Source organism: Streptomyces sp. NPDC053426 (assembly GCF_055585405.1).
Genome location: NZ_JBVJKE010000007.1, coordinates 394,898 through 420,472, shown reverse-complemented (window position 1 = coordinate 420,472; position 25,575 = coordinate 394,898). Strand labels below are relative to the sequence as shown.

Here is a 25,575-nt window from a genome sequence, read left to right as displayed (position 1 = left end):
CCCGGCTACTACCAGCGGCTGCTGGCCGACGGCTCGGTCGCCACCAGCACCTGCTGCGCCAACACGGCCACCGAGAACGCCATGATGGGCAAGCTGGTCGTCGACTCGGTGGTCACCTGGGCCAAGGAGTACAAGGTCGACGGGTTCCGCTTCGACCTCATGGGCCACCACCCGAAGGCCAACATCCTCGCGGTCAGGAAGGCGCTGGATGCGCTGACCCTCGCCGAGGACGGCGTCGACGGCAAGGAGATCATCCTGTACGGCGAGGGCTGGAACTTCGGCGAGATCGCCGACGACGCCCGCTTCGAGCAGGCCACGCAGAAGAACATGGCCGGCACCGGCATCGCCACCTTCTCCGACCGGGCCCGTGACGCCGTGCGCGGCGGCGGCCCCTTCGACGAGGACCCCGGCGTGCAGGGCTTCGCCTCCGGCCTTTTCACCGACCCCAACTCCTCGGAGAACAACGGCACCGCAGCCGAGCAGAAGGCCCGCCTGCTGCACTACCAGGACCTCATCAAGGTGGGCCTGAGCGGCAACCTCGCCGACTACACCTTCACCGACACCAGCGGCAAGGAGGTCACCGGCTCCCAGGTCGACTACAACGGCGCCCCCGCCGGATACGCGGCCGCCCCCGGCGACGCCCTCGCCTACGCGGACGCACACGACAACGAGTCGCTGTTCGACACGCTCACCTTCAAACTGCCCAAGGACACATCCGCCGACGACCGGGCCCGCATGCAGGTCCTCGCCATGGCGACCGCCACCCTCTCGCAGGGCCCGGCCCTCTCCCAGGCAGGCACCGACCTGCTGCGCTCCAAGTCCCTGGACCGCAACTCCTACGACAGCGGCGACTGGTTCAACGCCATCCACTGGAACTGCGCGGACGGCAACGGCTTCGGCCGGGGCCTGCCACCGGCCGCCGACAACAAGGACAAGTGGCCCTACGCCAGGCCCCTGCTCGGCGCGGTGAAGGTCGGCTGCCCGCAGATCGAGGGCACCTCGGCCGCCTACCGGGACCTGCTGGAAATCCGCACGACGGAGAAGACCTTCTCCCTCGACACGGCCGCCCAGGTGCAGTCCCGGCTCGCCTTCCCGCTGTCGGGCAAGGACGAAACACCCGGCGTGATCACCATGACCCTCGGCGACCTGACCGTGATCTTCAACGCCACGCCGGAGCGGCAGGAACAGCAGATCGCCACGCTCGCCGGGACCGACTACCGCCTGCACCCCGTGCAGACGGCCGGTGCGGACCCGGTGGTCAGGACGGCCGCCTACACGAAGAGCACCGGCACCTTCGAGGTACCGGGCCGTTCCGTGGTGGTCTTCAAGCGCTGACGGAACCGTCCTGCGAGGTGCCCGTGCCGGCCGACCGGCACGGGCACCTCCATGTTCGTGGTCCGGTGCCAGGGCCCGAGCGAGGAGCGATCTCTTTCGGACTTGTCGCGACCGTTCCGCGCACCGCGGGTACCTCGTCGTCCGTCGTCGGCGGCGGCCCCGGTGCGCACCGCTGAACTGGCTCTTCAGTGGACAAGAGCGTGCGTCAGTCGTTGAAAGCAGTACCGCAATTCCCTGAAACTTGCCGCAAAATTTTTCATGCCGTGTCGAGCCCCGCGTACGCTGAACGTGTTCGTTCACCAAGTGAAGGAGAATGTTCCAATGGGGCGGATAGTGCGTTCAATTGTTGTCGCTTGCTCGATGGTCCTGACCGTGGCGGCATCCGTCACGGCGGCCCACGCCGAGCCCTCGGGGGACACGGGAAGCGGAGCGGCCGTACCTGAGTGCCTGACGTTCAGCGCGGGCTGGCGCTACACGTTCGTCACCAGCGACTGCCCCACCACCCACACCGTGAGGGTGGTGTACGGCAACGGAATGGAGGTCCCCTACCGCGAGGTGCCTCCGAGGGCCGTGGTCACCTTCCCGGGGTACGGGACCACGGGGAACACGGTCGAGGGCATCGTGCTGTACGACGGTGATGACGGATCCTGACCTCGTCGCGGTGTGGCGGAACGGGCGGGCGCCACGGCCCGGGCACTCCTTCCCAGCTGTCATGCTGGGTTACCGTGCTCACTTTAATGTCGGAGCCGACCGTGGAATATAACGCCAATTAATTGTGGGGCCTTGGAAAATGCTGAGATGCGTCACTGCGACTCGCTACATCACACCCCTGCGCTCCGGCGGCTCCGTCCCCGGCGTCTTCGAGGCCGACGACCTCGGGACGTACGTCGTGAAGTTCACCGGGTCCGCGCAGGGGCGCAAGGCGCTGGTCGCCGAGGTGATCGTGGGGGAGCTGGCGCGGGCCCTCGGGCTGCGGTTCCCCGAGCTGGTGCTGGCGCACTTCGATCCGGCGGTGGCGGACGGCGAGCCGCACCAGGAGGTGCGGGAGCTGCACGCCGCCAGCGCCGGGGTCAATCTCGGCATGGACTACCTGTCGGGCGCGCGGGACTTCACCCCCGAGGTCACCGAGGTCTTCCCCGTCGATCCGCTGGAGGCCGGGCGGATCGTCTGGCTCGACGCCCTCACCGTGAACGTGGACCGCACCGTCCACAGTTCCAACCTGGTGGTGTGGCCGACGCTCGGGGTCGCGCCCCCGCGGCTGTGGCTCATCGACCACGGGGCCGCGCTCGTCTTCCACCACCGCTGGGAGGGCTCCGACCCGGCCAAGGCGTACGACTTCCGCCACCACGCCCTCGGCCACTACGGCCCCGACGTACCGGCGGCCGACGCCGAACTCGCGCCGAAGGTGACCGAGGAGCTGCTGCGGTCCATCACCGCCGAGGTCCCCGACGACTGGCTGGCCGGCGACTCCCACTTCGCCACGCCCGACGAGGTCCGCGAGGCGTACGTGACGTACCTCCACGCGCGCGTGCGGTCCTCCCGCGCCTGGCTGCCCACCGACTTCCCCGGCCCGGACGAGCTCGCCGAGGAGAACGCCCGGCGGGCGGCGAAGACCCGGCGGGGCCGCCCGGACTGGCTGAAGCGGGTCCCCGACCTGCACGGCAAACCGGCGGCGGCCCAGGACTGGTCGGTGCACCTGGGCCGCTCGGACACGTAGGGCTCAGCCCTTGAGCTGCTCGTACGCCGGCAGGGTGAGGAAGTCGGCGTAGTCCTCGTCGAGGGAGACCTTCAGCAGCAGGTCGTGCGCCTGCTGCCAGTTTCCGGCCGTGAAGGCCTCCTCGCCGATCTCGGCGCGGATGCCCGCCAGTTCCTCGGCGGCGACCTTGCGGGCCAGTTCCGCGGTGACCTGCTCGCCGTTGTCGAGGACGACCTCCGCGTTGATCCACTGCCAGATCTGGGAGCGGGAGATCTCGGCGGTGGCGGCGTCCTCCATCAGGTTGAAGATGGCGACCGCGCCGAGTCCGTTGAGCCACGCCTCGATGTAACGGATGCCCACCTGAACGGCGTTGACCAGACCCGCGTACGTCGGCTTGGCGTCCAGGGAGTCGATGGCGATGAGGTCGGCCGCCTTCACGTCCACGTCCTCACGCAGGCGGTCCTTCTGGTTCGGCCTGTCGCCGAGCACCCGGTCGAAGGACTCCATCGCGATCGGGACCAGGTCGGGGTGGGCGACCCAGGAGCCGTCGAAACCGTCGTTCGCCTCACGGTCCTTGTCGGCGCGCACCTTCTCGAAGGCCACCTTGTTGACCTCCGCGTCCCGGCGGGACGGGATGAACGCCGCCATGCCGCCGATCGCGTGCGCGCCGCGCTTGTGGCAGGTGCGGACGAGGAGTTCGGTGTACGCGCGCATGAACGGGGCGGTCATCGTCACCGCGTTGCGGTCCGGAAGGACGAACTTCGCCCCGCCGTCACGGAAGTTCTTGACGATGGAGAAGAGATAGTCCCAGCGGCCGGCGTTCAGCCCGGAGGCGTGGTCGCGCAGCTCGTAGAGGATCTCCTCCATCTCGTACGCGGCCGTGATCGTCTCGATCAGGACGGTGGCGCGGACCGTGCCCTGAGCCACGCCCATGTAGTCCTGCGCGAAGACGAACACCTCGTTCCACAGCCGGGCCTCCAGGTGGGACTCCGTCTTGGGGAGGTAGAAGTACGGGCCCTTGCCGAGCTCGATCAGCCGCTTGGCGTTGTGGAAGAAGTACAGGCCGAAGTCGACCAGCGCGCCGGGCACCGGGGTGCCGTCCGGGCCGGTGAGGTGACGCTCGTCCAGGTGCCACCCGCGCGGGCGCATGACGACCGTCGCCAGCTCCGCGTCCGGGCGCAGGGCGTACGACTTGCCGGAGACCGGGTCGGTGAAGTCGATGTTCCGGGTGTAGGCGTCGATCAGGCTGAGCTGGCCGAGGACCACGTTCTCCCAGGTGGGCGCGGAGGCGTCCTCGAAGTCCGCGAGCCAGACCTTCGCGCCCGAGTTGAGGGCGTTGATGGTCATCTTGCGGTCGGTGGGCCCGGTGATCTCGACCCGGCGGTCGTTCAGGGCCTCGGGGGCCGGGGCCACCCGCCAGGAGTCGTCCGCGCGGATCGCGGCCGTCTCCGGCAGGAAGTCGAGCGTGGACGTACGGGCGATCGCGTCGCGGCGCTCCGCGCGGCGGGCGAGCAGCTCGTCACGCCGGGGCGTGAACCGCCGGTGCAGTTCGGCCACGAAGGCGAGCGCCGCCTCGGTGAGGACCTCCTCCTGCCGGGGCAGGGGCTCGGCGTCGACGATGGCCAGCGGGGACGGCGCTGGTGCGGACATCAGCTGTCACTTCCTTCGGCGTGCATGGCACCGGGTGCCGGTCGACCCGGGTACGGCGGGGGACGCCCGTGCGGAGGCCGGGCGCTTCTGATCAGTGGATAGTAGTTTCCTCATTGTGGAAGTTCAATGTTTTGTTGATGTCGAGATTCTCCGGGTCGAGGGAAGGCGGCGCTCGGTGCCAGCCTCCTCACTCACCGCCACCCCGGTTCATTCAAGGTGCGCCAGATCCGCCTCGGTGTCGATGTCGTACGCCTCGGCCACGTCGCCGCACTCGACGAGCGCGACCCGTTCCGCGTGCTCCTTCAGGTAGGCGCGTGCCCCCCGGTCGCCGGTCGCGGTCGCGGCGATCCCGGCCCAGTGCGCGGCGCCGAACAGCACCGGGTGGCCGCGCACGCCGTCGTAGGCGGCCGAGGCGAGCGACTCGGGGGAGCCGTAGGCGCCGAGCACCCGCGCGACCGCCTCCGGGCCGATGCCGGGCTGGTCGACCAGCGAGACCAGCGCGGCCCGCGCGCCCGTCCCGGCCAGGGAGTCGAGGCCGGCCCGCAGGGAGGTGCCCATGCCCCGCTCCCACGCGGGGTTGTCGACGAGGGCGCAGTCCGGCAGGAAGGCGCGGGCGCGCACCTCGTCCGCCCGCGCGCCGAGCACCACGTGCACCCGTGCGCAGCCGCCCGCGCGGAGGACCTCCGCCGCGTGCTCCACCAGCGGCCGGCCCCGGTGCGTGAGCAGCGCCTTGGGCCGCCCGCCGAGCCGCCGCCCGCCGCCCGCGGCCAGCAGCAGCCCCACGACCTCCGTGGTGGTGTCCCCGCCCCTGTGATGTGTCGTCATACGTCCTGCATACCGCACCCCGCCGCGGAGGAGCGGGACGGCGCGGGACGGGTGCCCGGGGCCACCTTGTCACGCTGCGGAGCAACTCGATGACGCAGCGGACTGGCGCAAGGGGGCCGGGGTGGCGTTTACTGGCGCGACCGGTCGGCGGGGTGCCGCGGCCGGTCGGGGAGGCGCACAACGACGTGCCAGGGGGAGGACTGTGTTGCGCAGCGTGGAGCAAAGGCGTGTGCCCGGCAGTCAGACGGACCCGCGAGTGACGGGGCTGCGCTCCGCCGTGTCCCGGTTACGCCGTCAACTCGCCGCTCATCCCGGGGACTTCCGGGACCGGAGCATCGCGGAGGAGGAACTCGCCGCGCTGGCCGGGATGGCCGCCGCGGGCGACCCCGACATCCCCCGGCTGCGCCGCTCCCTGCTGCTGATCGCGGGCGCGATCGGCTCGGTGAGCGCGCTGGGGCAGGGTGTGCGGGAACTGCGCGAGGCGGTGGATCTGTTCGGTCCGTCGCCGCGCGGCTGAACGCACGCCCCGTCACCGCGCGGCTGACGTACGTCCTGATCAGCTCGTGGGGCCGGTGCCCGGCGTGGCGAGCGCCTCGGAGAGTTCCGCCGCCACCTGCTGGAGCACCGGCACGATCTTCTCCGTCGCCGACTCCGTGACCCGCCCGGCCGGGCCCGAGATGGAGATCGCCGCCGCCGTGGGGGAGTCCGGCACCGGTACGGCGAGACAGCGGACGCCGATCTCCTGCTCGTTGTCGTCCATCGCGTAGCCCAGGCGGCGCACGTCCTCCAGGGCCGCGAGGAAGCCGTCCGGCGTGGTGATGGTCTTGTCCGTCGCGGCGGGCATGCCGGTGCGGCCGAGCAGGGCCCGTACCTCCTCCGGCGGGAAACCGGCCAGCAGGGCCTTGCCCACGCCCGTGGAGTGCGGCAGGACGCGCCGGCCGACCTCGGTGAACATCCGCATGGAGTGCTTCGACGGCACCTGCGCCACGTACACGATCTCGTCCCCGTCGAGCAGCGCCATGTTCGCCGTCTCGCCGGTCTCCTCCACCAGGCGGGCCAGGTACGGCCGCGCCCAGGTGCCGAGGAGCCGGGAGGCGGACTCGCCGAGGCGGATCAGCCGCGGGCCGAGCGCGTAACGGCGGTTGGGCTGCTGGCGTACGTAGCCGCAGGCGACGAGCGTGCGCATCAGGCGGTGGATGGTCGGCAGGGGCAGTCCGCTGCTCGCGGACAGCTCGCTCAGGCCGACCTCGCCGCCCGCGTCCGCCATCCGTTCGAGCAGATCGAAGGCGCGCTCGAGGGACTGCACGCCACCACTGGCGGCGGACCGGGCGGAGTCGTTGGTGCTGGCGCTGGACGTCGGCACGGCGCGTTCCTTTCGAGGCCTGGCAGGAAGGGCAGAAGCCTACCCGGCAGCCGGTCGATCGCCCGCTTGTGCGTAGCCACGTTCTGCCTGACGAAAGTATAATTTCACTTTGTGGAATCGTCCAGAGGTGGCCGCCGGCCGGGGCCGCACGGGAGGAAGGCCCTTGACGGGCCGGAAGCGCGGGTGAAGACTCCTTCAACAGAACGTTGAATTCCATCCCGGCGGAAGGTCAGGAGGATCCGGGTGTCCGACGCCGAACAGGTGCTGCGCTCCACGCGCGTCATCACTCCCGAGGGAACGCGCGCCGCGTCCGTCACGGTCGCCGACGGCACGATCACGGCCGTCCTGCCGTACGACGCACCCGTCCCGGAGGGCGCCCGCCTGGAGGACCTCGGCGACGACGTCCTGCTGCCCGGCCTGGTCGACACCCACGTGCACGTCAACGACCCCGGCCGCACCGAGTGGGAGGGCTTCTGGACCGCCACCCGCGCGGCGGCGGCCGGCGGCATCACCACGCTGATCGACATGCCGCTCAACTCCCTCCCGCCCACCACCACCGTCGACCACCTGCGCACCAAGCGGCGGGTCGCCGCCGACAAGGCCCACATCGACGTCGGCTTCTGGGGCGGCGCCCTGCCGGACAACGCCCAGGACCTCCGCCCGCTGCACGAGGCCGGCGTCTTCGGCTTCAAGGCGTTCCTGTCACCGTCGGGCGTCGACGAGTTCCCGCACCTCGACCAGGATCGACTGGCCCGGTCCCTGGCGGAGATCGCCGCCTTCGACGGCCTGCTGATCGTGCACGCCGAGGACCCGCACCACCTGGCCGCCGCCCCGCAGCACGGCGGCCCGAAGTACGCCGACTTCCTCGCCTCCCGCCCGCGCGACGCCGAGGACACCGCCATCGCGCACCTCGTCGACGTGGCGAAACGTTTGGGCGCGCGGGTGCACGTACTCCACCTCTCCTCCAGCGACGCGCTCCCCGTGATCGCCGCGGCCAAGGCGGACGGCGTACGCGTCACCGTCGAGACCTGCCCCCACTACCTCACCCTCACCGCGGAGGAAGTCCCGGACGGGGCCAGCGAGTTCAAGTGCTGCCCGCCCATCCGCGAGGCCGCCAACCAGGACCTGCTCTGGCAGGCCCTGGCGGACGGCACCATCGACTGCGTCGTCACCGACCACTCCCCGTCCACCGCCGACCTCAAGACGGACGACTTCTCGACCGCCTGGGGCGGCATCTCCGGCCTCCAGCTCAGCCTGCCGGCCGTCTGGACCGAGGCCCGCAGGCGCGGCCACGGTCTGGAGGACGTGGTGCGCTGGATGTCGACGCGCACGGCGGCGCTCGTCGGACTCGACGCGCGCAAGGGCGCCATCGCGCCCGGTCACGACGCCGACTTCGCGGTCCTCGCCCCCGACGAGACCTTCACCGTCGACCCGGCGGAGCTCCAGCACCGCAACCGGGTGACGGCGTACGCGGGCAGGACCCTGTACGGCGTCGTGAAGTCCACCTGGCTACGCGGCAGGCGCGTCGTCGCCGACGGCGCGTTCACCGAACCGAAGGGCCGACTGCTCACCCGTTCCCACTGACACCGACTCCCGAAAGGCAGGACCAGATCACCGTGACGGCGATCGAGAGCTTCACCGGCGACGCGCACCCCTACAGCGGCGGCGACCCGTACGCGGACTACCGCACCGCTGACTTCCCCTTCACCCACCACGTCGACCTCGCCGACCGCCGGCTCGGCGCCGGGGTCATCGCCGCCAACGACGAGTTCTTCGCCGAGCGCGAGAACCTCCTGCTGCCCGGGCGCGCCGAGTTCGACCCCGAGCACTTCGGGCACAAGGGCAAGATCATGGACGGCTGGGAGACCCGGCGCCGGCGCGGCACCTCCGCCGAACACCCCTGGCCGGCGGACGAGGACCACGACTGGGCGCTGATCCGGCTCGGCGCCCCCGGAGTCGTCCGCGGGATCGTCGTGGACACCGCCCACTTCCGCGGCAACCACCCGCAGGCCGTCTCCGTCGAGGGCACGTCGGTGGAGGGCTCCCCGTCGCCCGAGGAACTGCTCTCGGACGACGTGAAGTGGACGACGCTCGTCCCGCGCACCCCGGTCGGCGGCCACGCGGCCAACGGCTTCGCCGTCACGGACGAACAGCGCTTCACCCACCTCCGCCTCAAGCAGCACCCCGACGGGGGCGTAGCCCGGCTGCGGGTGTACGGCGAGGTCGTGCCCGATCCGGCGTGGCTGGCGGCGCTCGGCACCTTCGACGTCGTCGCGCTGGAGAACGGCGGCCGGGTCGAGGACGCCTCGGACCGCTTCTACTCACCGGCCGCCAACACCATCCGGCCCGGCCGCTCCCGGAAGATGGACGACGGCTGGGAGACCCGCCGCCGCCGCGACCGGGGCCACGACTGGATCCGCTACCGCCTGGTCGGCCAGTCGCGGATCCGCGCCCTGGAGATCGACACGGCGTACCTGAAGGGCAACAGCGCCGGCTGGGCGTCGGTCTCGGTGAAGGACGGCGACGACGGCGACTGGCGGGAGATCCTCCCCCGCACCCGCCTCCAGCCCGACACCAACCACCGCTTCGTCCTCCCCGTCCCGGCGACCGCCACCCACGCCCGCGTGGACATCCACCCCGACGGCGGCATCTCCCGCCTCCGCTTGTTCGGCTCCCTGACCGACCAGAACAGCTAGCCCACCACCGCCGCAGCTGCGGGCAGTCGTGCCGCTGGGGCGGCACGGGTGGGCGGTGGGGGTACCTCCCGCTCGAGCGAAGCCGAGAGTGGGGGAGGCACCCGGCAACGCCGGCAGGGCAACCCCTCACGCACGGCACCCCGCAACCCCCGGGCGTGGCGACGGTCACCCCCGCCGCCACGCCCGGGCAGACATCACGCCGCATGCCCCCCGTCCACCGAGAACTCCGCCCCGGTGACATAGTCCGCCCCCGCCAGATGAGCGATCGTCTCCGCGACCTCCTCCACCCTCCCGAACCGCCCCACCGCGGTCATCGCCGCCTGCCCGTCCGCATAAGGCCCACCCGCCGGATTCATATCCGTGTCGATCGGCCCCGGATGAACGATGTTCGCCGTGATCCCCCGCCCACCCAGCTCCCGGGCCAGCGCCTTCGTCATCCCCACCAACGCCGACTTGCTCATCGTGTACAGCGTCCCGCCCGGCCCGGGCACCCGCTGCGTCATACACGTGCCGACGGTGATGATCCGTCCCCCGCGCGGCATGAAGGCGACCGCCGCGCGGGAGGCGAGGAAGACCCCGCGCACGTTCACCGCGAGCACCCGGTCGACATCCGCGAGGGACAGCGTCTCCACCGGCCCGAGCACGCCGACCCCCGCGTTGTTCACCAGCACGTCCAGCCGCCCCAGCTCCCGCGCGGCGGCGCTCACCGCCCCGGCCGCCTCCTCCGGGTCACCGGCGTCCGCCCGCAGGGCCACCGCGCGGCGCCCCAGCGCCTCCACGGCCCGTACGACCTCCTCGGCCGCCTCCTTGCCGTTCACGTACGTCACCGCGACGTCCGCGCCCTCCCGCGCCAGCCGCAGCGCCGTCGCCGCGCCGATCCCACGGCTGCCGCCGGTCACCAACGCCACCTTGCCGAGCAGGTTCTTCACAGAAGTGTCTGTCGTCATGCGTCCATCCCAGCGCCCCCGCCCCCCGGCCGCTGGCGGCGAACGGACGTCGACCTGACGCACCACCGATGAGTTGCGGACCCCGCCGGGGTCTGAGCTGATGACGGCACGCCCCCTCGTACCGGAAGGCAGGAACCCGTCATGGGCAAGCTCGTAGTCACCACCTTCGTCACCCTCGACGGCGTCTACCAGGCCCCCGGCGGTCCCCAGGAGGACACCAGGGACGGCTTCGACCAGGGAGGCTGGAGCGTCCCCTACGGCGACGAGGACTTCGGCCGGTTCGTCAACGGGGTCTTCTCCCGCGTGGGCGCCTTCCTCCTCGGCCGTCGTACGTACGACATCTTCGCCTCGTACTGGCCGAAGATGACCGACCCCGCCGACCCGGTCGCCGGCAAACTGAACGCGCTGCCGAAGTACGTCGCCTCCGCCGGCCTCACCGACCCCGGATGGGCCGGCACCACCGTGATCCGCGGCGACCTCGCCAAGGAGGTCACCGCCCTCAAGGAGCGCACCGACGGCGAGCTCCAGCTGCACGGCAGCGGCGCCCTCGCCCGGTCCCTGTTCGCGCTCGACCTCGTGGACACCCTGAACCTGCTGACCTTCCCGGTCGTCCTCGGCGCCGGGCGCCGCCTGTTCCCGGAGGGCTCGATGCCGAGCGCCTTCCGGCACACCGGCGGAGAGATCACCGCCGCGGGCGTGTCCATCCAGACCTACGACTTCTCCGGCCGCCCCGCGTACGGCTCGTACGAGCTCCCGGAGAACGTCTGACACCGGCCGCACCGGTGGACGCCGCCGCCCGGACGGCGATGTCAGCCGGGCTTCCGGCTCTCCGCGGCGGCGAACAGGGCGCCGCTCAGCACCAGCAGGGCGATGCTCGCGAAGAGCTCGTAACCGTCGAGGAACGAGAACCGGTGGACGAGCCCCCAGTCCCAGCCGGCGAGCTCGCTCACCAGACCCGCCACCCCCTGCACCAGGGCGAGGAAACCCAGAACCTCCAGCAATTGCTTCATGGCACCGACTCTCGCCCCGCGGACCCCCCGCCCGCATCGGCCGCGAGGCGAGCCCGTCCCGACGGAAGAGGGTGCTCCGCGCCGACCGGAGCGCCGAAAGTCCGCGGTGCCGCGACTTAGGTAGCCGATCCCGCGGGCGAGGCTGTGCCGGGACCGCCCTCTGCGTAGATTTGTCGACCGTGACTGGTGACAAGGCGGCGCAGACCGCCCCGGTGTTCACGGGGCGCCGGTGGTTCTTCCCGTCCGCCCTCATCCACGAACTCGACCCCGACGCGAACCGCTCCGGGCGACGGCCCCGGCGTACCGCCCGCGACTGGGTCGTCGACTTCGCCTGCTTCCTGCTGGCCGTGCTCGTGGGCCTGGCGGGCGCCGAGACGCTCCGCGACAACCACGACATCCCGCACGCGCTGGCCGTCGCCGACCAGGTGCTCGGCGCGCTGTCGTGCGCCGCGGTCTGGCTGCGCCGGCGGTGGCCGCTCGCCCTGGCCGCCGTGATGATCCCGGTCAGCTTCGTCTCGGAGACCTCCGGCGGCGTGGCGATCATCTCCCTGTTCACGCTCGCCGTGCACCGGCCCTTCCGGTACGTGGCCTGGGTGGGCGGCATCCAGGCGGCGCTCGTCCCGCTGTACTTCTGGTGGCGCCCCGACCCCGACCTGCCGTATCTCGCCGTGCTCGTCCTCTTCGTCGTGCTGACGGCCGCGACCGTCGGCTGGGGCATGTTCGTACGGTCCAAACGGCAGCTCATGCTGAGCCTGCGGGACCGCGCGCGGCGGGCCGAGACCGAGGCGCGGCTGCGGGCCGAGCAGGCGCAGCGGCTCGCGCGGGAGGCCATCGCGCGGGAGATGCACGACGTGCTCGCGCACCGGCTGACGCTGCTGAGCGTGCACGCGGGCGCCCTGGAGTTCCGGCCCGACGCCCCGCGCGAGGAGGTCGCGCGGGCGGCCGGCGTCATCCGGGAGAGCGCGCACGAGGCGCTGCAGGACCTGCGGGAGATCATCGGCGTGCTGCGGGCCGGCGACGCCGACGACGCGGGCCGGCCGCAGCCGACGCTCGCGGCGCTCGGCACCCTGGCCGCCGAGTCCCGGCAGGCCGGCATGAAGGTCACCCTGGACCAGCGGGTCACCGACCCGGCCGCCGTCCCCGCCTCCGTGGGCCGCACCGCCTACCGCATCGCCCAGGAGGGCCTGACCAACGCCCGCAAGCACGCCCCCGGCACGGAGGTCACCGTGTCGGTCACCGGCGGCCCGGGGGAGGGCCTCACCGTGGCCGTGCGCAACCCCGCGCCGGAGGGGGACGTACCGCACGTGCCCGGCGCCGGGCAGGGCCTGATCGGCCTCACCGAACGGGCGACCCTGGCGGGCGGCACCCTGGAGCACGGGCCCGCCCCCGACGGCGGGTTCGAGGTACGGGCCCGGCTGCCGTGGGGGTGAACCGGGAGCGGCCGGTGCGTGTGTCCCCGCCCCGCCCGGCCGTGATTACCTACGGGCCATGACTGCGATCAGAGTGCTCCTCGTCGACGACGACCCGCTGGTGCGGGCCGGGCTGTCCTTCATGCTGGGCGGCGCCGACGACATCGAGATCGTCGGTGAGGCGGCCGACGGCGGCGAGGTCGAGGCGCTCGTCGACCGCACCCGGCCGCACGTCGTCCTCATGGACATCCGGATGCCGACGGTGGACGGCCTCACCGCCACCGAGTCGCTGCGCCGCCGCGAGGACGCCCCGCAGGTCGTGGTGCTCACCACCTTCCACGCCGACGAGCAGGTGCTGCGCGCGCTGCGCGCGGGCGCCGCAGGGTTCGTCCTCAAGGACACCCCGCCCGCCGAGATCGTCGCCGCGGTGCGCCGGGTCGCGGCCGGCGACCCGGTGCTGTCGCCGACCGTCACCCGGCAGTTGATGGCCCACGCGGCCGGCACCGCCGCCGACACACGGCGCACGCGCGCGCGTGCGCGCGTCGCGGACCTCAACGACCGCGAACGCGAGGTCGCCGTCGCGGTCGGCCGGGGCCTGGCCAACGCCGACATCGCCACCGAGCTGTACATGAGCGTGGCCACCGTCAAGACCCACGTCTCGCGGATCCTGGCCAAGCTCGGCCTCAACAACCGCGTCCAGATCGCCCTGCTCGCCCACGACGCCGGCCTCCTGGAGGAGCCCGGGGACCGCTGATCTCAGGTGTACGCCGCCGTCGCCCCGCTCACCAGCTCCGTCGGCCGGACCGGTCTGCGCTCCCGCCGGGACAGCTCGCACGCCTCCGCGATCAGCAGCGCCTGGAGGGCCTCCCGCCCGTCGCACGGGTTGGCCCGCTCGCCCCGCACCACCTCGACGAACGCGATCAGCTCGGCCTCGTACGCGGGCCCGAACCGCTCCAGGAACCCGGTCCACGGCTTGTCCGCGGCCGGCGGCCCGGTCGGTTCGGTGGACGCGATCGGCGTACGGTCGTCCAGGCCGACGGCGATCTGGTCCCGCTCCCCGGCGAGCTCCATGCGCACGTCGTAGCCGGCGCCGTTCAGCCGGGTCGCGGTGACCGTGGCGAGCGTGCCGTCGTCGAGGGTGAGGAGCGCCGCGCCGGTGTCCACGTCGCCCGCCTCGCGGAACATCGCGGGACCGGCGTCGGAGGCGGCCGCGTAGACCTCGGTGACCTCCCGGCCGGTCACCCAGCGCAGCATGTCGAAGTCGTGGATCAGGGTGTCCCGGTACAGCCCGCCGGACTGCGGCAGATACCCGGCCGGCGGCGGCTCCGCGTCGCCGGCCATCGCCCGTACGGTGTGCAGCCGCCCGAGCCTGCCCGAGCGCACCGCCTCCCGCGCGCCCGTGTACCCGGCGTCGAAGCGCCGCTGGAACCCCATCTGCAGGACGGTCCCGGCCGTCTCGACCTCCGTGACCGCCTGTAACGTGCCCGCCAGGTCCAGGGCGATGGGCTTCTCGCAGAACACCGGCAGCCCCGCGCGGGCCGCCCGGCCGATCAGATCGGCGTGGGCGGACGTGGCCGTAGTGATCACCACGGCGTCCACTCCCCAGGTGTAGATCTCGTCCACCCCGGGTGCCGCCGTCTCGCCGAGCCGGTGGGCGAGGGCCTGCGCCCGCGCCGGATCGACGTCCGTGAGGATCAGGGAGCCGACGTCGCGGTGCCTGCTGAGTGTGTGGGCGTGAATGGTGCCGAGACGGCCCGTACCGATGACCCCGATGCGCATGGAAACAAAGTGGGGCCCGCGCCGCCCCCTGTCAATGCGTATGTCCGGACAACCGAACTACACAACTTCCCGTCAACAGCGCACGGGGCTACGCTCGGCCCGTGCCGAAACCAGAAGTGGACCCGACCGTACAGCTGGAGCTGAGCGTGGACCGCGGCTCCCCCGTGCCGTTGTACTTCCAGCTGTCCCAGCAGCTCGAGTCCGCCATCGAGCGCGGCGTGCTGACCCCCGGCACCCTGCTGGGCAACGAGATCGAGCTCGCCGCGCGGCTCGGCCTGTCCCGGCCGACCGTCCGCCAGGCCATCCAGTCCCTCGTCGACAAGGGCCTGCTGGTGCGCCGCCGCGGGGTCGGCACCCAGGTGGTGCACAGCCAGGTCAAACGTCCGCTGGAGCTCAGCAGCCTCTACGACGACCTGGAGGCGGCCGGCCAGCGCCCCGCCACCAAGGTGCTCGTCAACACCGTCGTGGCGGCGTCCGCCGAGGTGGCGGCCGCGCTCGGGGTGGCCGAGGACGGCGAGGTGCACCGGATCGAACGGTTGCGGCTCACCCACGGGGAGCCGATGGCGTACCTGTGCAACTACCTGCCGCCCGGCCTGCTCGACCTGGACACCGGCCAACTGGAGGCCACCGGCCTGTACCGGCTGATGCGGGCCGCCGGGATCACCCTGCACAGCGCCCGCCAGACCATCGGTGCCCGCGCCGCCACCGCCGACGAGGCCGAGCGGCTCGGCGAGCGGACCGGTGCCCCGCTGCTCACCATGCAGCGCGTGACCTTCGACGACACCGGCCGCGCGGTGGAGTTCGGCACCCACACCTACCGGCCCTCCCGCTACTCGTTCGAGTTCCAGCTGCTTGTACGGTCCTGACAATCCGGTGCGACGCACGCACCGCGCCGTCTTGATGTCAGGACAATGTGACCGGCTTCCGGTCCCCGCGCGGGGACGCCCGATGCCCGTGTTCGAGAATGGGGCGTTTGGGGCCGGTGCGGTCATCAGCCCCTTGCACACGCAAGAGCACAGCAAGAAGGGCAAGTCCTCGTGTCACGGTTTTCGACCTGGGTGGGCATCGCGCTGGCGGGGGCGCTGAGTCTCTCGCTCGCCGGATGCAGCAGTACCGGCGGCAAACGGGCGGAGGACGCCCGCGCGGCCGCGGCGGCCCAGGGGCGGGCGGCGGTGAACACCCCCCGCTGGACCTTCGCGATGGTCACCCACGCGGGAGACGGCGACACCTTCTGGGACATCGTCCGCAGCGGCGCGAAGCAGGCCGCGGTGAAGGACAACATCCACTTCCTCTACTCGCACGACGACGAGGCCCAGCAGCAGGCGCAGCTCGTGGACGCGGCCGTCGACAAGAAGGTGGACGGCATCATCGTCACCCTCGCCAAGCCGGACGCGATGAAGGCGTCCCTCGCCCGCGCCCGCGAGGCCGGCATCCCGGTCGTCACCGTGAACAGCGGCTCGGCCGAGTCCGAGGAGTTCGGCGCGCTCACCCACATCGGCCAGGACGAGACGATCGCCGGCGAGGCGGTCGGCGAGGAGCTGAACCAGCGGGGCCGGAAGAAGGCCCTCTGCGTCCTGCACGAGCAGGGCAACGTCGGTCACGAGCAGCGCTGCGACGGTGTGGAGAAGACCTTCGACGGCACGCTGGTCCGCCTCCACGTCAACGGCACGAGCATGCCCGACGTGCAGTCGGCGATCGAGGCCCGGCTCCAGTCCGACGCCGCCGTGGACGCCGTCGTCACCCTCGGCGCCCCCTACGCCGACACCGCCGTGAAGGCCCGCGAGGGCGCGGGCAGCGACGCCGAGATCGACACCTTCGACCTCAACGCCAAGGTCGCCGCCGGCCTGAAGGACGGCAGCCTCGGCTTCGCCGTCGACCAGCAGCCCTACCTCCAGGGGTACGAGGCGGTCGACCTGCTGTGGCTGTACCGGTACAACGCCGACGTCCTCGGCGGCGGCCGGCCCGTGCTCACCGGGCCGCAGATCATCACCGAGGACGACGCCGCCGCGCTCGAGGAGTACACGCAGCGGGGCACCCGATGAGCGCGACGACTCCCGGCGTGTCTCCCGGCGCCTCTGATGAAAGGTTTCTGCGCAGCTCTTCGCCGCTCCAGCGGCTGCTGACCAGACCCGAGCTCGGCTCCCTCGTCGGCGCGATCGCCGTCTTCTGCTGCTTCGCCCTCGCCGCCGACGGCTTCCTGCGCGCCTCCAGCCTCGGCACCGTGCTCTACGCCTCCTCCACCATCGGCATCATGGCCGTCCCGGTGGCGCTGCTGATGATCGGCGGCGAGTTCGACCTGTCGGCCGGTGTCCTGGTCACGTCGTCGGCACTGGTGTCGTCGATGTTCAGCTACCAGATGACCGCCAACGTCTGGGTCGGCGTCGGCGTGTCCCTGCTGGTCACGCTCGCCGTCGGCGCCTTCAACGGGATCGTGCTGGCCCGCACGAAGCTGCCGAGCTTCATCGTCACGCTCGGCACCTTCCTGATGCTGACCGGCCTGAACCTCGGCCTCACCAAGCTGATCAGCGGCACCGTCTCCACCAAGACCATCGCCGACATGGAGGGCTTCACCACCGCGCGGGCCCTGTTCGCGTCGACCCTCACCGTCGGCGGCACGCACATCAAGGTCACCGTCCTGTGGTGGCTCGCCCTGGTCGTCCTCGGCAGCTGGATCCTGCTGCGCACCCGCGCCGGCAACTGGATCTTCGCGGTCGGCGGCAACGAGAACGCCGCCCGCGCGGTGGGCGTCCCCGTGGCCCGGACCAAGACCGCCCTCTACATGGGCGTCGCCTTCGGCGCCTGGGTCTGCGGCCAGCACCTGCTCTTCTCCTACGACGTCGTCCAGTCCGGCGAGGGCGTCGGCAACGAGCTGATCTACATCATCGCGGCCGTCATCGGCGGCTGTCTGATCACCGGAGGCCACGGCAGCGCCGTCGGCTCGGCGGTCGGCGCGCTGCTCTTCGGCATGACCAGCAAGGGCATCGTCTTCGCCGAGTGGAACCCCGACTGGTTCAAGTTCTTCCTCGGAGCGATGCTGCTCCTCGCCACCCTGCTCAACACCTGGGTGCGCCGTCGCGCGGAGGCCTCGAAATGACACGGACCGACCCCCGTACGGCCCTCGTGGAGCTGTCCGGCGTCAGCAAGCACTACGGCAACGTCCGCGCCCTCGAAGGCGTCTCGCTGGAGGTGCACGCGGGCGAGATCACATGTGTGCTGGGCGACAACGGCGCCGGCAAGTCCACCCTGATCAAGATCATCGCGGGACTGCACCGGCACGACGGCGGCACCCTCGCCCTCGACGGCGAGGAGACCCGCCTGGCCTCCCCGCGCGAGGCCCTGGACCGCGGCATCGCCACCGTCCACCAGGACCTCGCCGTCGTCCCGCTCATGCCGGTCTGGCGGAACTTCTTCCTCGGCTCCGAGCCGCGCAAGGGCATCGGCCCCTTCAAGCGCATGGACGTCGACCACATGCGCCGCACCACCCGCGCGGAACTCCTCCGCATGGGCATCGACCTCCGCGACGTCGACCAGCCCATCGGCACCCTCTCCGGCGGCGAACGCCAGTGCGTGGCCATCGCCCGCGCGGTGCACTTCGGAGCGAAGGTCCTCGTCCTGGACGAACCGACGGCGGCCCTGGGCGTGAAACAGTCGGGCGTGGTCCTGAAGTACGTGTCGGCAGCACGCGACGAGGGCCTGGGCGTCGTCTTCATCACCCACAACCCCCACCACGCGTACCTGGTGGGCGACCGGTTCGTCCTGCTGAAGCGCGGCACGATGGTCGGCAACCACACACGGAACGAGATCACCCTGGACGAGCTGACCCAGCAGATGGCAGGCGGAACGGAGCTCGACGCTCTACGCCACGAGCTGCGACGCGCCCCACAGGGGCGCGGGGAACTGCGCGACCAGCCCCAACGCACCCGCACCCGGCCATGATCCGCACCACCCCCCACCTGCCCCGCACCACAATCACCGCACCGGTGCGGCACAATCGCACACGATGAGCACCTACCGCGACTTCACCGCCCCCATCGGCTCCCGCCGCGCCCCGGTCCTGAGAACCGTCGGCACCCGTGAGCGCCGCTCCCACCTGACGGCGCCCCGTGTCCCGACGGTCGGCATCGACATCGGCGGCACCAAGGTGATGGCGGGCGTCGTCGACGCCGACGGCAACATCCTGGAGCGGCTGCGCACGGAGACCCCGGACAAGTCCAAGAGCCCCAAGGTCGTCGAGGACACCATCGTCGAACTGGTGCTGGACCTGTCCGACCGGCACGACGTGCACGCGGTCGGCATCGGCGCGGCCGGCTGGGTCGACGCCGACCGCAACCGCGTGCTGTTCGCCCCCCACCTGTCCTGGCGCAACGAACCGCTGCGCGATCGGATCGCCGAACGCCTCGCCGTCCCCGTCCTGGTGGACAACGACGCCAACACCGCCGCCTGGGCCGAGTGGCGCTTCGGCGCCGGCCGCGGCGAGGACCACCTCGTCATGATCACGCTCGGCACCGGCATCGGCGGCGCGATCCTGGAGGACGGGCAGGTCAAGCGCGGCAAGTACGGGGTGGCCGGCGAGTTCGGCCACATGCAGGTCGTCCCCGGCGGCCACCGCTGCCCCTGCGGCAACCGCGGCTGCTGGGAGCAGTACAGCTCCGGCAACGCGCTGGTCCGCGAGGCCCGCGAGCTGGCCGCCGCCGACTCACCGGTCGCCTACGGGATCATCGAGCACGTCAAGGGCAACATCGCCGACATCAGCGGCCCGATGATCACCGAGCTGGCCCGCGAGGGCGACGCCATGTGCATCGAGCTGCTCCAGGACATCGGGCAGTGGCTCGGCGTCGGCATCGCCAACCTCGCCGCCGCCCTCGACCCCTCCTGCTTCGTCATCGGCGGCGGCGTCTCCGCCGCGGACGACCTGCTGATCGGCCCCGCGCGGGACGCCTTCAAACGGCACCTCACCGGCCGCGGCTACCGCCCCGAGGCCCACATCGTCCGCGCCCAGCTCGGCCCCGAGGCCGGCATGGTCGGCGCCGCCGACCTCGCCCGGCTGGTCGCCCGCCGCTTCCGCCGCGCCAAGCGGCGCCGGGTCGAGCGCTACGAACGCTACGAGCGGTACGCGGAGGCCCGCCGTACCACCCAGGAGTCGCTGTGAGCGACGGGTTCCCCCAGCAGCCGGTTCTCCCGGGCGCGCCCCGCCCGGCCGAGGACCGACGGCACATGATCCGCCGCAGGGCACTCACCCTGCTGATCATCGTGCTGCTCATCGGCATTCCGGCCGGGTACCTGGTGATCTCCGCGAACCAGAGCCGGGCCAGCGGCAAGGACAAGGAGGCGAAGTACTCCGCGACCGGCCTCACCGAGGGCTGGCCGTCGAAGGTGCAGCGCCGCCTCTACCAGGTGCCCATCCCGCACCCCGCCTGGTGGGTGGCCTACTACGAGACCAACAACTGGAAGACCAGCCGCCTCTACGTCGAGTTCGAGACCACCGACGCGGGCCTGAGCGCCTTCCTCACCAGCTTGGGTGTGCGGCAGGACGACCTGAAGCAGGACGACATCACCATCAGCGAGCGCGACCGGGACGTCACCGGCTGGACGTTCGACGGACCCGGCACCTGGTCCGGCCTCGTCCACGAGCAGAAGGACCCGGCGCCCACCCACGACGTCGTCGTCAACCACGACAAGCCGGGCTACCCGAGGGTGTACGTCGTCTCCCGCACCGTGCCCTGACGCCGCCCGCCCCACCGGCCGCCGGGGCCGATTGTCAGACCCCGCCCGTAGAGTCGGGGACGACTGATCCGACAGGCGGGCGGGAGGTGGCAGGACGTATGAGCGAGCGGACCGTGACGGCCGGGCGGGGCACCGCCGGGACCGGCGGCGAGGGCGGGACGGACGTCCCCGTCCGGCTCGCGGCCGTCTTCCTCCCGGCACCCCTCCCGCGCGAGGGACGCGTCGCCTTCTACGACCCCGAGGGCGGCCCCGACGGCGAAGGCCTGCCCGGACCGCCCGACGCCTCCGCGCCCGCGTCGCGCACCGACCTCACCGTCGTCCGCCCGCACGGCACGGGAGTGCGGCGGCGGACCACCCCGGCGCTCTCCCTCCCCGTCGACGAGGCCCTGCCGCTGCTGGTCCGCGCCCGGCACGACCCCGCGGCCCACCCCGCCACCGCCTGCTGGGGCGCCGCCGCCCTGCACGCCCTGCGGCTCACCGCCCGCGGCCGGCTGCTGCCCGGCCTGACCGCCACCGGCCATGACGCCTGGCGCGCCGGCCCGCTCGACCCCGACGACGTGGCGCACCTGCGCGCGGTGGCCGCCGCCCTGCCCCACGAGGGCCACGCCGTCCCGCTGCCCGGCCCCGGCCCCCTCCGGCTGCCCCGGCCGGAGGCACTGGTGCGCGCCTTCCTGGACGCGGTCGCCGACACCCTGCCCCGCACCCCGGCCGCGCCGTACGCCTCGGGACTGCCGTTCGCCGCGCGGAAGGCGCAGCGGCTGCCCGACGCCCACGACTGGGCCGCCGAGGTCGCCGCCGGCATGGACGCCGGCGTACGGATCTCGCTCCGCCTCGACCTGTCCGCCTACGACCTCTTCGACACCGGTGAGGGAGCCGGCGAGGACGGGAGCGCCGCGCGGAGCGCGGGCGCCGCGATCGTCCAGGTGCACAGCCTCGCCGACCCGACCCTGGTGGCCGACGCGGCGGCCCTGTGGGCGGGCGCGGCGGACAGCGCCTTCGGCCCCCGCGCGCGGGTGGACGCCGCCCTCGCGGTGCGCCGCGCGGCCCGGGTCTGGCCGCCGCTGGACCGGCTCTCCGACCAGGACGCGCCCGATGTGCTGGCCCTGACCGAGGAGGAGCTGAACGATCTGCTGGGCATGGCGGCCACCCGGCTCGCCGCCGCTGGCGTCGCCGTGCACTGGCCCCGGGACCTCGCCCAGGACCTGACCGTCACGGCGGTGGTCCGCCCCGCCCCCGGCTCGGCGAAGGACGGCACCGGCTTCTTCGAGAGCGGGGACCTGCTGCGGTTCGGCTGGCAGCTCGCCCTCGGCGGCGACCCGCTCACCGAGGCCGAGATGGACACCCTGGCCGAGGCCCACCGTCCCGTCGTACGGCTGCGCGACCAGTGGGTGCTGGTCGACCCCGCCCTCGTCCGCAAGGCCCGCAAACGGGATCTGGGGCTGCTCGACCCGGTCGACGCGCTGGCCGTCGCCCTCACCGGCCACGCGGAGGTCGACGGGGAGACGGTCGAGGCGGTGCCGGCCGGCGCCCTCGCCGCCCTCCGCGACCGCCTGACCGCCGGGGTACGGCCCGCCGAGCCGCCGCCCGGCCTCGCCGCCACCCTGCGCGACTACCAGCTACGGGGCCTGGCCTGGCTGGACCTCATGACCTCACTCGGCCTCGGCGGCTGCCTCGCCGACGACATGGGCCTGGGCAAGACCGTCACCCTCATCGCGCTGCACCTGAAGCGGGCCCGCACCGAACCGACCCTGGTGGTCTGCCCGGCCTCGCTGCTCGGCAACTGGCAGCGGGAGATCACCCGGTTCGCGCCCGGCGTCCCCGTGCGCCGCTTCCACGGCCCCGACCGCACCCTGGACGGCCTCGACGGCGGCTTCGTCCTCACCACCTACGGCACCATGCGCTCCGCCGCGCCGGAGCTGGCCGGGCGGGCGTGGGGCATGGTCGTCGCCGACGAGGCACAGCACGTCAAGAACCCCCACTCCGCGACCGCCAAGGCACTGCGCACGATCCCGGCCCCCGCGCGGGTGGCGCTCACCGGCACCCCCGTGGAGAACAACCTCTCCGAGCTGTGGGCCCTCCTCGACTGGACGACCCCCGGACTCCTCGGCCCGCTGAAGTCCTTCCGCGCCCGGCACGCGCGCGCGGTGGAGACCGGCGAGGACGAGGAGGCCGTCGAGCGCCTCGCCCGCCTGGTCCGCCCCTTCCTGCTGCGGCGCAGGAAGTCCGACCCCGGCATCGTCCCCGAACTGCCGCCCAAGACCGAGACGGACCACCCCGTACCGCTCACCCGCGAACAGGCCGCGCTGTACGAGGCGGTGGTGCGGGAGTCGATGCACGCCATCGAGACCGCGCAGGGCATGGGCCGGCGCGGACTGGTGCTGAAGCTGCTGACCTCGCTCAAGCAGATCTGCGACCACCCGGCGCTCTATCTGAAGGAGGAGCACGAGCGCGCCGGAGGCGACCGGCTCGTGGCCCGCTCCGGCAAACTGGCCCTGCTGGACGAGCTGCTGGACACCCTGCTCGCCGAGGACGGCTCCGCCCTGGTCTTCACGCAGTACGTCGGGATGGCCCGCCTGATCACCGCGCACCTCGCCGAGCGCGCGGTCCCCGTCGAACTCCTCCACGGCGGTACGCCGGTGACGGAGCGGGAGCACATGGTGGACCGCTTCCAGAGCGGCGCGACCCCGGTCCTGGTGCTCTCCCTCAAGGCCGCCGGCACCGGCCTCAACCTCACCCGCGCGGGCCACGTCGTCCACTTCGACCGCTGGTGGAACCCCGCGGTGGAGGAACAGGCCACCGACCGCGCGTACCGCATCGGCCAGACCCAGCCCGTCCAGGTGCACCGCCTGGTCACCGAGGGCACGGTCGAGGACCGTATCGCCGAGATGCTGGAGTCCAAGCGCGCCCTCGCCGACGCGATCCTCGGCTCCGGCGAGGCGGCCCTCACGGAGCTGTCCGACCGCGACCTGTCCGACCTGGTGTCCCTGCGGAGGCCGGCATGACCCCCCGACCCTCCGACGAGGCCCGCGAGGCCCTGCGCGCGGCCCGCGCACGGGCGACCCGCGAGCCGACGGCCACGGCCACCCCGGAACACCGGCCCACTCCCGGCCAGCCGGCAGTCCCGGCCCCGACCGCCGGACAGCCCGACCGCTCCCGTCGGCCCGCTCGGCCCGAAACCCGGGAACACCGCCCCGGCGACGTGGCCCGCGAGGCGCTGCGGCAGGCGGTGCGGGCCCGGCGCGGTACGGCGGAGCCCGCCGACGTGGCGGACCCGGACCGTGAGGACGGCGGCGCACCGGCGGCGCACCCTCCCGCGGAGGACGGGGCACCCCGTGAAGGGCGGCCCCACGGCGACGGGCCGCCCACCGCCGGGACGCCGTCCGGGGACCCGGCGGCCGTGGCCGGCGTCGGCACCGGACACCGCGCGGTCCCGCGCCCCGGGGACGTCGCGCGGGAGGCGCTGCGCTCCGCGCGCGGGGAAGCGACGCGGACGCGTCCGGCACCGGACGGCCGTACGGCGGGCGCCGAACCCCGTGAACGGCGCGCCCCGTCACCCCGCGTCCCGCGCACGACCCGCGGCGACCGCGCCGCCGACGCCCGGGCCCGCGAGGTACGGGAGGCGCTCACGGACGTCTTCCGCATGCCCGCACCGGATGCGGAGACCGACGACACCCCCGACCCGGGCGGCCCCCTGACGCCACCCGGCAACTCGCGTTCCCGCAGCGGTTCTTCGGTTTCCCTCGATACTCCGGCGTCACCCGGCGGCGCGCGCTCCCGCAGCGGCGCTTCGGCTCCCCCCGGCCCGCCGGGGGACACCGCGCCGCCCGCACCCGCCACCCGCCGCTCCATGGCCGCCCCCGCCCGCGACGGCGACCTGCGCCGTACCTTCCCGGCGTTCCCGCCCCGCGCCTCGGACAGGGAGGGCTTCGCCGAGAGCTGGTGGGGTGACGCATGGGTCGCGGCGCTGGAGGAGGGCGCGCTGGACGCCGCCCGACTCGCCCGCGGACGCGGGTACGCGGAGCGGGGCCATGTGGACGCCATCACCGTCACGCCGGGACTGGTCCTCGCGTATGTGCAGGGCAGCCGCCCGCGGCCGTACCGCGTGCAGGTGCGGTTGCGGACGTTCACGGACGCCGACTGGGAGCGGTTCCTGGACGCCGCCGCCGACCGCCCCGGCCATATCGCGGCGCTGCTGGACAAGGAGATGCCCCAGTCCCTCGCCGACTGCGGAGCAGCGCTGCTGCCCGGCCCCGGCGACCTCACCCCGCAGTGCAGCTGCCCCGACTCCGGCCATCCCTGCAAGCACGCCGCGGCCCTGTGCTACCAGACGGCCCGGCTGCTCGACGCCGACCCGTTCGTCCTGCTCCTGCTGCGCGGACGCGGTGAGCGTCAGGTGATCGACGCGCTGTCCCGGCTCAGCGCCACCCGCGCGGCCCGCGCCGCCCAGGGGAAGGAACCGGAACCCCCGCCCGGCATCCGGGCAGCCGATGCCCTCGCCCGAAGCGACCGCGGACTCCCCCCGCTCCCGGCCCCGTTGCCCCCGCCGCCGCATCCGGAGCAGCCGCCCGTGTATCCCGCGGCCCCGGGCGGTCCCGACCCGTTCGCGCTGGACCAGCTGGCCACCGACGCCGCCGCCCGCGCGCACGCCCTGCTCACCGCCGGCCGCGACCCGGTCGGCCGGCTCACCCTCTGGCAGGACGCGGTGCGGCTCGCCGCCGCCCGCCCCGGCTCCGGCCTGACCGCGGCGACGCGCGCGCTGTACTCCTCCCTCGCCGGAGCCGCCGGCCGCACCCCCGCCGAGCTGGCGCGTGCGGTCGCCGCCTGGCGCCAGGGCGGCCCGACGGGTCTCGCCGTCCTCGAGGAGCCCTGGGACCCGCCGGCCGGCCGCTTCGACCGCGCTCGCCCGCTCCTCCTCGCCGCAGACCTCCCCGCCTTCCGCCCCTGGCGCAATCGCCTCACCCACCCACGGGGCCACGTCCAGCTCCGCCTCGGCCGCGACCACCTGTGGTACGCCTACGAGTCCGAGCCGGACCACGACGACTGGTGGCCCCGCGGCACCCCCGACCCGGATCCCGTGGGCGCCCTGACCGGTCTGGACGCACCGGCCGAGCTGTGACGGAACACGGGCGGGGCGACGGGTC

The 25,575-nt window shown here is 73.0% G+C and carries 23 protein-coding genes; 17 read left to right on the top strand and 6 right to left on the bottom strand.

The window, feature by feature from the left end; genetic code table 11:
- The 3 genes from ACZ62B_RS17670 to ACZ62B_RS17660 form a co-directional block, all read left to right on the top strand.
- On the top strand, nt 1–1,335 hold a 1,335-nt coding region (locus tag ACZ62B_RS17670), incomplete at its 5' end, for an alpha-1,6-glucosidase domain-containing protein (protein ID WP_469690983.1).
- Between the two features lie 372 nt (nt 1,336–1,707).
- A complete protein-coding gene (locus ACZ62B_RS17665; protein ID WP_344566142.1) occupies nt 1,708–1,986 on the top strand; it encodes an alpha-amylase in 279 nt (92 codons plus the stop codon).
- Nucleotides 1,987–2,125: 139 nt separating this feature from the next.
- Entirely contained in the window at nt 2,126–3,052 is a 927-nt protein-coding gene (locus ACZ62B_RS17660) for a HipA family kinase (RefSeq protein ID WP_344566140.1), read from the top strand.
- A gap of 3 nt (nt 3,053–3,055) precedes the next feature.
- Here the strand turns inward: ACZ62B_RS17660 and aceB are convergent, their stop codons facing one another.
- Nucleotides 3,056–4,681, bottom strand: coding sequence for a malate synthase A (gene aceB / locus ACZ62B_RS17655; protein WP_468878060.1), 1,626 nt, complete (start codon nt 4,679–4,681; stop codon nt 3,056–3,058).
- 207 nt (nt 4,682–4,888) lie between these two features.
- Nucleotides 4,889–5,506: a nucleotidyltransferase family protein gene (locus ACZ62B_RS17650; RefSeq protein WP_344566136.1), complete on the bottom strand. Its 618-nt coding sequence runs from the start codon at nt 5,504–5,506 to the stop codon at nt 4,889–4,891.
- A gap of 202 nt (nt 5,507–5,708) precedes the next feature.
- On the opposite strand from ACZ62B_RS17650, the gene ACZ62B_RS17645 reads away from it, so the two are divergent.
- Nucleotides 5,709–6,023 carry a DUF5955 family protein gene (locus tag ACZ62B_RS17645; RefSeq protein ID WP_344566134.1) on the top strand — a complete coding sequence of 105 codons (315 nt, stop codon included), beginning with the start codon at nt 5,709–5,711 and terminating at the stop codon, nt 6,021–6,023.
- A gap of 39 nt (nt 6,024–6,062) precedes the next feature.
- On the opposite strand, the gene allR is transcribed toward ACZ62B_RS17645, so the two are convergent.
- Nucleotides 6,063–6,869 (bottom strand): allantoin degradation transcriptional regulator AllR, encoded by an 807-nt coding sequence (gene allR, locus ACZ62B_RS17640; protein ID WP_344566132.1) that lies wholly within the window; start codon nt 6,867–6,869, stop codon nt 6,063–6,065.
- Between the two features lie 243 nt (nt 6,870–7,112).
- Here allR and allB point away from each other — a divergent pair, with 243 nt between their 5' ends.
- Both allB and alc read left to right on the top strand, forming a co-directional pair.
- Complete coding sequence (allB, locus tag ACZ62B_RS17635; RefSeq protein ID WP_344566130.1) at nt 7,113–8,453, top strand: allantoinase AllB; 1,341 nt, start codon at nt 7,113–7,115, stop codon at nt 8,451–8,453.
- Nucleotides 8,454–8,485: 32 nt separating this feature from the next.
- Complete coding sequence (alc, locus tag ACZ62B_RS17630) at nt 8,486–9,565, top strand: allantoicase (RefSeq protein ID WP_469690979.1); 1,080 nt, start codon at nt 8,486–8,488, stop codon at nt 9,563–9,565.
- Nucleotides 9,566–9,759: 194 nt separating this feature from the next.
- Here the strand turns inward: alc and ACZ62B_RS17625 are convergent, their stop codons facing one another.
- Nucleotides 9,760–10,512: an SDR family oxidoreductase gene (locus ACZ62B_RS17625; protein ID WP_469690976.1), complete on the bottom strand. Its 753-nt coding sequence runs from the start codon at nt 10,510–10,512 to the stop codon at nt 9,760–9,762.
- 141 nt (nt 10,513–10,653) lie between these two features.
- Between ACZ62B_RS17625 and ACZ62B_RS17620 the strand changes: the two genes are divergently transcribed.
- Complete coding sequence (locus tag ACZ62B_RS17620; protein WP_344566124.1) at nt 10,654–11,280, top strand: dihydrofolate reductase family protein; 627 nt, start codon at nt 10,654–10,656, stop codon at nt 11,278–11,280.
- A 41-nt stretch (nt 11,281–11,321) separates the two neighbouring features.
- On the opposite strand, the gene ACZ62B_RS17615 is transcribed toward ACZ62B_RS17620, so the two are convergent.
- A complete protein-coding gene (locus ACZ62B_RS17615) occupies nt 11,322–11,522 on the bottom strand; it encodes a hypothetical protein (protein ID WP_344566122.1) in 201 nt (66 codons plus the stop codon).
- Nucleotides 11,523–11,701: 179 nt separating this feature from the next.
- Between ACZ62B_RS17615 and ACZ62B_RS17610 the strand changes: the two genes are divergently transcribed.
- Nucleotides 11,702–12,952: a sensor histidine kinase gene (locus ACZ62B_RS17610; protein WP_469690969.1), complete on the top strand. Its 1,251-nt coding sequence runs from the start codon at nt 11,702–11,704 to the stop codon at nt 12,950–12,952.
- A 58-nt stretch (nt 12,953–13,010) separates the two neighbouring features.
- A complete protein-coding gene (locus ACZ62B_RS17605) occupies nt 13,011–13,685 on the top strand; it encodes a response regulator transcription factor (protein WP_344566115.1) in 675 nt (224 codons plus the stop codon).
- A gap of 2 nt (nt 13,686–13,687) precedes the next feature.
- Here the strand turns inward: ACZ62B_RS17605 and ACZ62B_RS17600 are convergent, their stop codons facing one another.
- Nucleotides 13,688–14,710 (bottom strand): Gfo/Idh/MocA family protein, encoded by a 1,023-nt coding sequence (locus tag ACZ62B_RS17600; RefSeq protein WP_344566113.1) that lies wholly within the window; start codon nt 14,708–14,710, stop codon nt 13,688–13,690.
- Nucleotides 14,711–14,826: 116 nt separating this feature from the next.
- On the opposite strand from ACZ62B_RS17600, the gene ACZ62B_RS17595 reads away from it, so the two are divergent.
- From ACZ62B_RS17595 to ACZ62B_RS17560, 8 genes are all read left to right on the top strand, one after another.
- On the top strand, nt 14,827–15,576 hold the full coding sequence (locus ACZ62B_RS17595; protein ID WP_469690993.1) for a GntR family transcriptional regulator: 750 nt from the start codon (nt 14,827–14,829) through the stop codon (nt 15,574–15,576).
- A gap of 171 nt (nt 15,577–15,747) precedes the next feature.
- On the top strand, nt 15,748–16,752 hold the full coding sequence (locus ACZ62B_RS17590) for a sugar ABC transporter substrate-binding protein (RefSeq protein ID WP_468726479.1): 1,005 nt from the start codon (nt 15,748–15,750) through the stop codon (nt 16,750–16,752).
- A complete protein-coding gene (locus ACZ62B_RS17585) occupies nt 16,749–17,804 on the top strand; it encodes an ABC transporter permease (protein ID WP_344566109.1) in 1,056 nt (351 codons plus the stop codon). Before ACZ62B_RS17590 ends, ACZ62B_RS17585 begins: the two co-directional genes overlap by 4 nt.
- On the top strand, nt 17,801–18,646 hold the full coding sequence (locus ACZ62B_RS17580; protein ID WP_468726485.1) for an ATP-binding cassette domain-containing protein: 846 nt from the start codon (nt 17,801–17,803) through the stop codon (nt 18,644–18,646). The genes ACZ62B_RS17585 and ACZ62B_RS17580 overlap by 4 nt, the downstream gene beginning before the upstream one ends.
- A 64-nt stretch (nt 18,647–18,710) precedes the next feature.
- Nucleotides 18,711–19,859, top strand: a complete 1,149-nt coding sequence (locus ACZ62B_RS17575) for an ROK family glucokinase (RefSeq protein ID WP_030869668.1) — start codon at nt 18,711–18,713, stop codon at nt 19,857–19,859.
- Nucleotides 19,856–20,434, top strand: a complete 579-nt coding sequence (locus ACZ62B_RS17570; protein WP_468878037.1) for a sugar kinase — start codon at nt 19,856–19,858, stop codon at nt 20,432–20,434. Before ACZ62B_RS17575 ends, ACZ62B_RS17570 begins: the two co-directional genes overlap by 4 nt.
- Nucleotides 20,435–20,532: 98 nt before the next feature.
- The gene (locus ACZ62B_RS17565) at nt 20,533–23,436 is read left to right on the top strand and encodes a DEAD/DEAH box helicase (protein WP_469690964.1); all 2,904 of its coding nucleotides are present in this window, start codon (nt 20,533–20,535) and stop codon (nt 23,434–23,436) included.
- Nucleotides 23,433–25,550 carry an SWIM zinc finger family protein gene (locus ACZ62B_RS17560; RefSeq protein WP_469690962.1) on the top strand — a complete coding sequence of 706 codons (2,118 nt, stop codon included), beginning with the start codon at nt 23,433–23,435 and terminating at the stop codon, nt 25,548–25,550. Before ACZ62B_RS17565 ends, ACZ62B_RS17560 begins: the two co-directional genes overlap by 4 nt.
- The last annotated feature ends 25 nt before the right edge of the window (nt 25,551–25,575 follow it).

Coding starts and splice junctions, on each gene's coding strand:
- ACZ62B_RS17660 (WP_344566140.1), top strand. CDS start 2,126: ATGCTGAGATGCGTCACTGCGACTCGCTACATCACACCCCTGCGCTCC.
- aceB (WP_468878060.1), bottom strand. CDS start 4,681: ATGTCCGCACCAGCGCCGTCCCCGCTGGCCATCGTCGACGCCGAGCCC.
- ACZ62B_RS17650 (WP_344566136.1), bottom strand. CDS start 5,506: ATGACGACACATCACAGGGGCGGGGACACCACCACGGAGGTCGTGGGG.
- ACZ62B_RS17625 (WP_469690976.1), bottom strand. CDS start 10,512: ATGACGACAGACACTTCTGTGAAGAACCTGCTCGGCAAGGTGGCGTTG.
- ACZ62B_RS17620 (WP_344566124.1), top strand. CDS start 10,654: ATGGGCAAGCTCGTAGTCACCACCTTCGTCACCCTCGACGGCGTCTAC.
- ACZ62B_RS17615 (WP_344566122.1), bottom strand. CDS start 11,522: ATGAAGCAATTGCTGGAGGTTCTGGGTTTCCTCGCCCTGGTGCAGGGG.
- ACZ62B_RS17605 (WP_344566115.1), top strand. CDS start 13,011: ATGACTGCGATCAGAGTGCTCCTCGTCGACGACGACCCGCTGGTGCGG.
- ACZ62B_RS17600 (WP_344566113.1), bottom strand. CDS start 14,710: ATGCGCATCGGGGTCATCGGTACGGGCCGTCTCGGCACCATTCACGCC.
- ACZ62B_RS17585 (WP_344566109.1), top strand. CDS start 16,749: ATGAGCGCGACGACTCCCGGCGTGTCTCCCGGCGCCTCTGATGAAAGG.
- ACZ62B_RS17580 (WP_468726485.1), top strand. CDS start 17,801: ATGACACGGACCGACCCCCGTACGGCCCTCGTGGAGCTGTCCGGCGTC.
- ACZ62B_RS17575 (WP_030869668.1), top strand. CDS start 18,711: ATGAGCACCTACCGCGACTTCACCGCCCCCATCGGCTCCCGCCGCGCC.
- ACZ62B_RS17565 (WP_469690964.1), top strand. CDS start 20,533: ATGAGCGAGCGGACCGTGACGGCCGGGCGGGGCACCGCCGGGACCGGC.
- ACZ62B_RS17560 (WP_469690962.1), top strand. CDS start 23,433: ATGACCCCCCGACCCTCCGACGAGGCCCGCGAGGCCCTGCGCGCGGCC.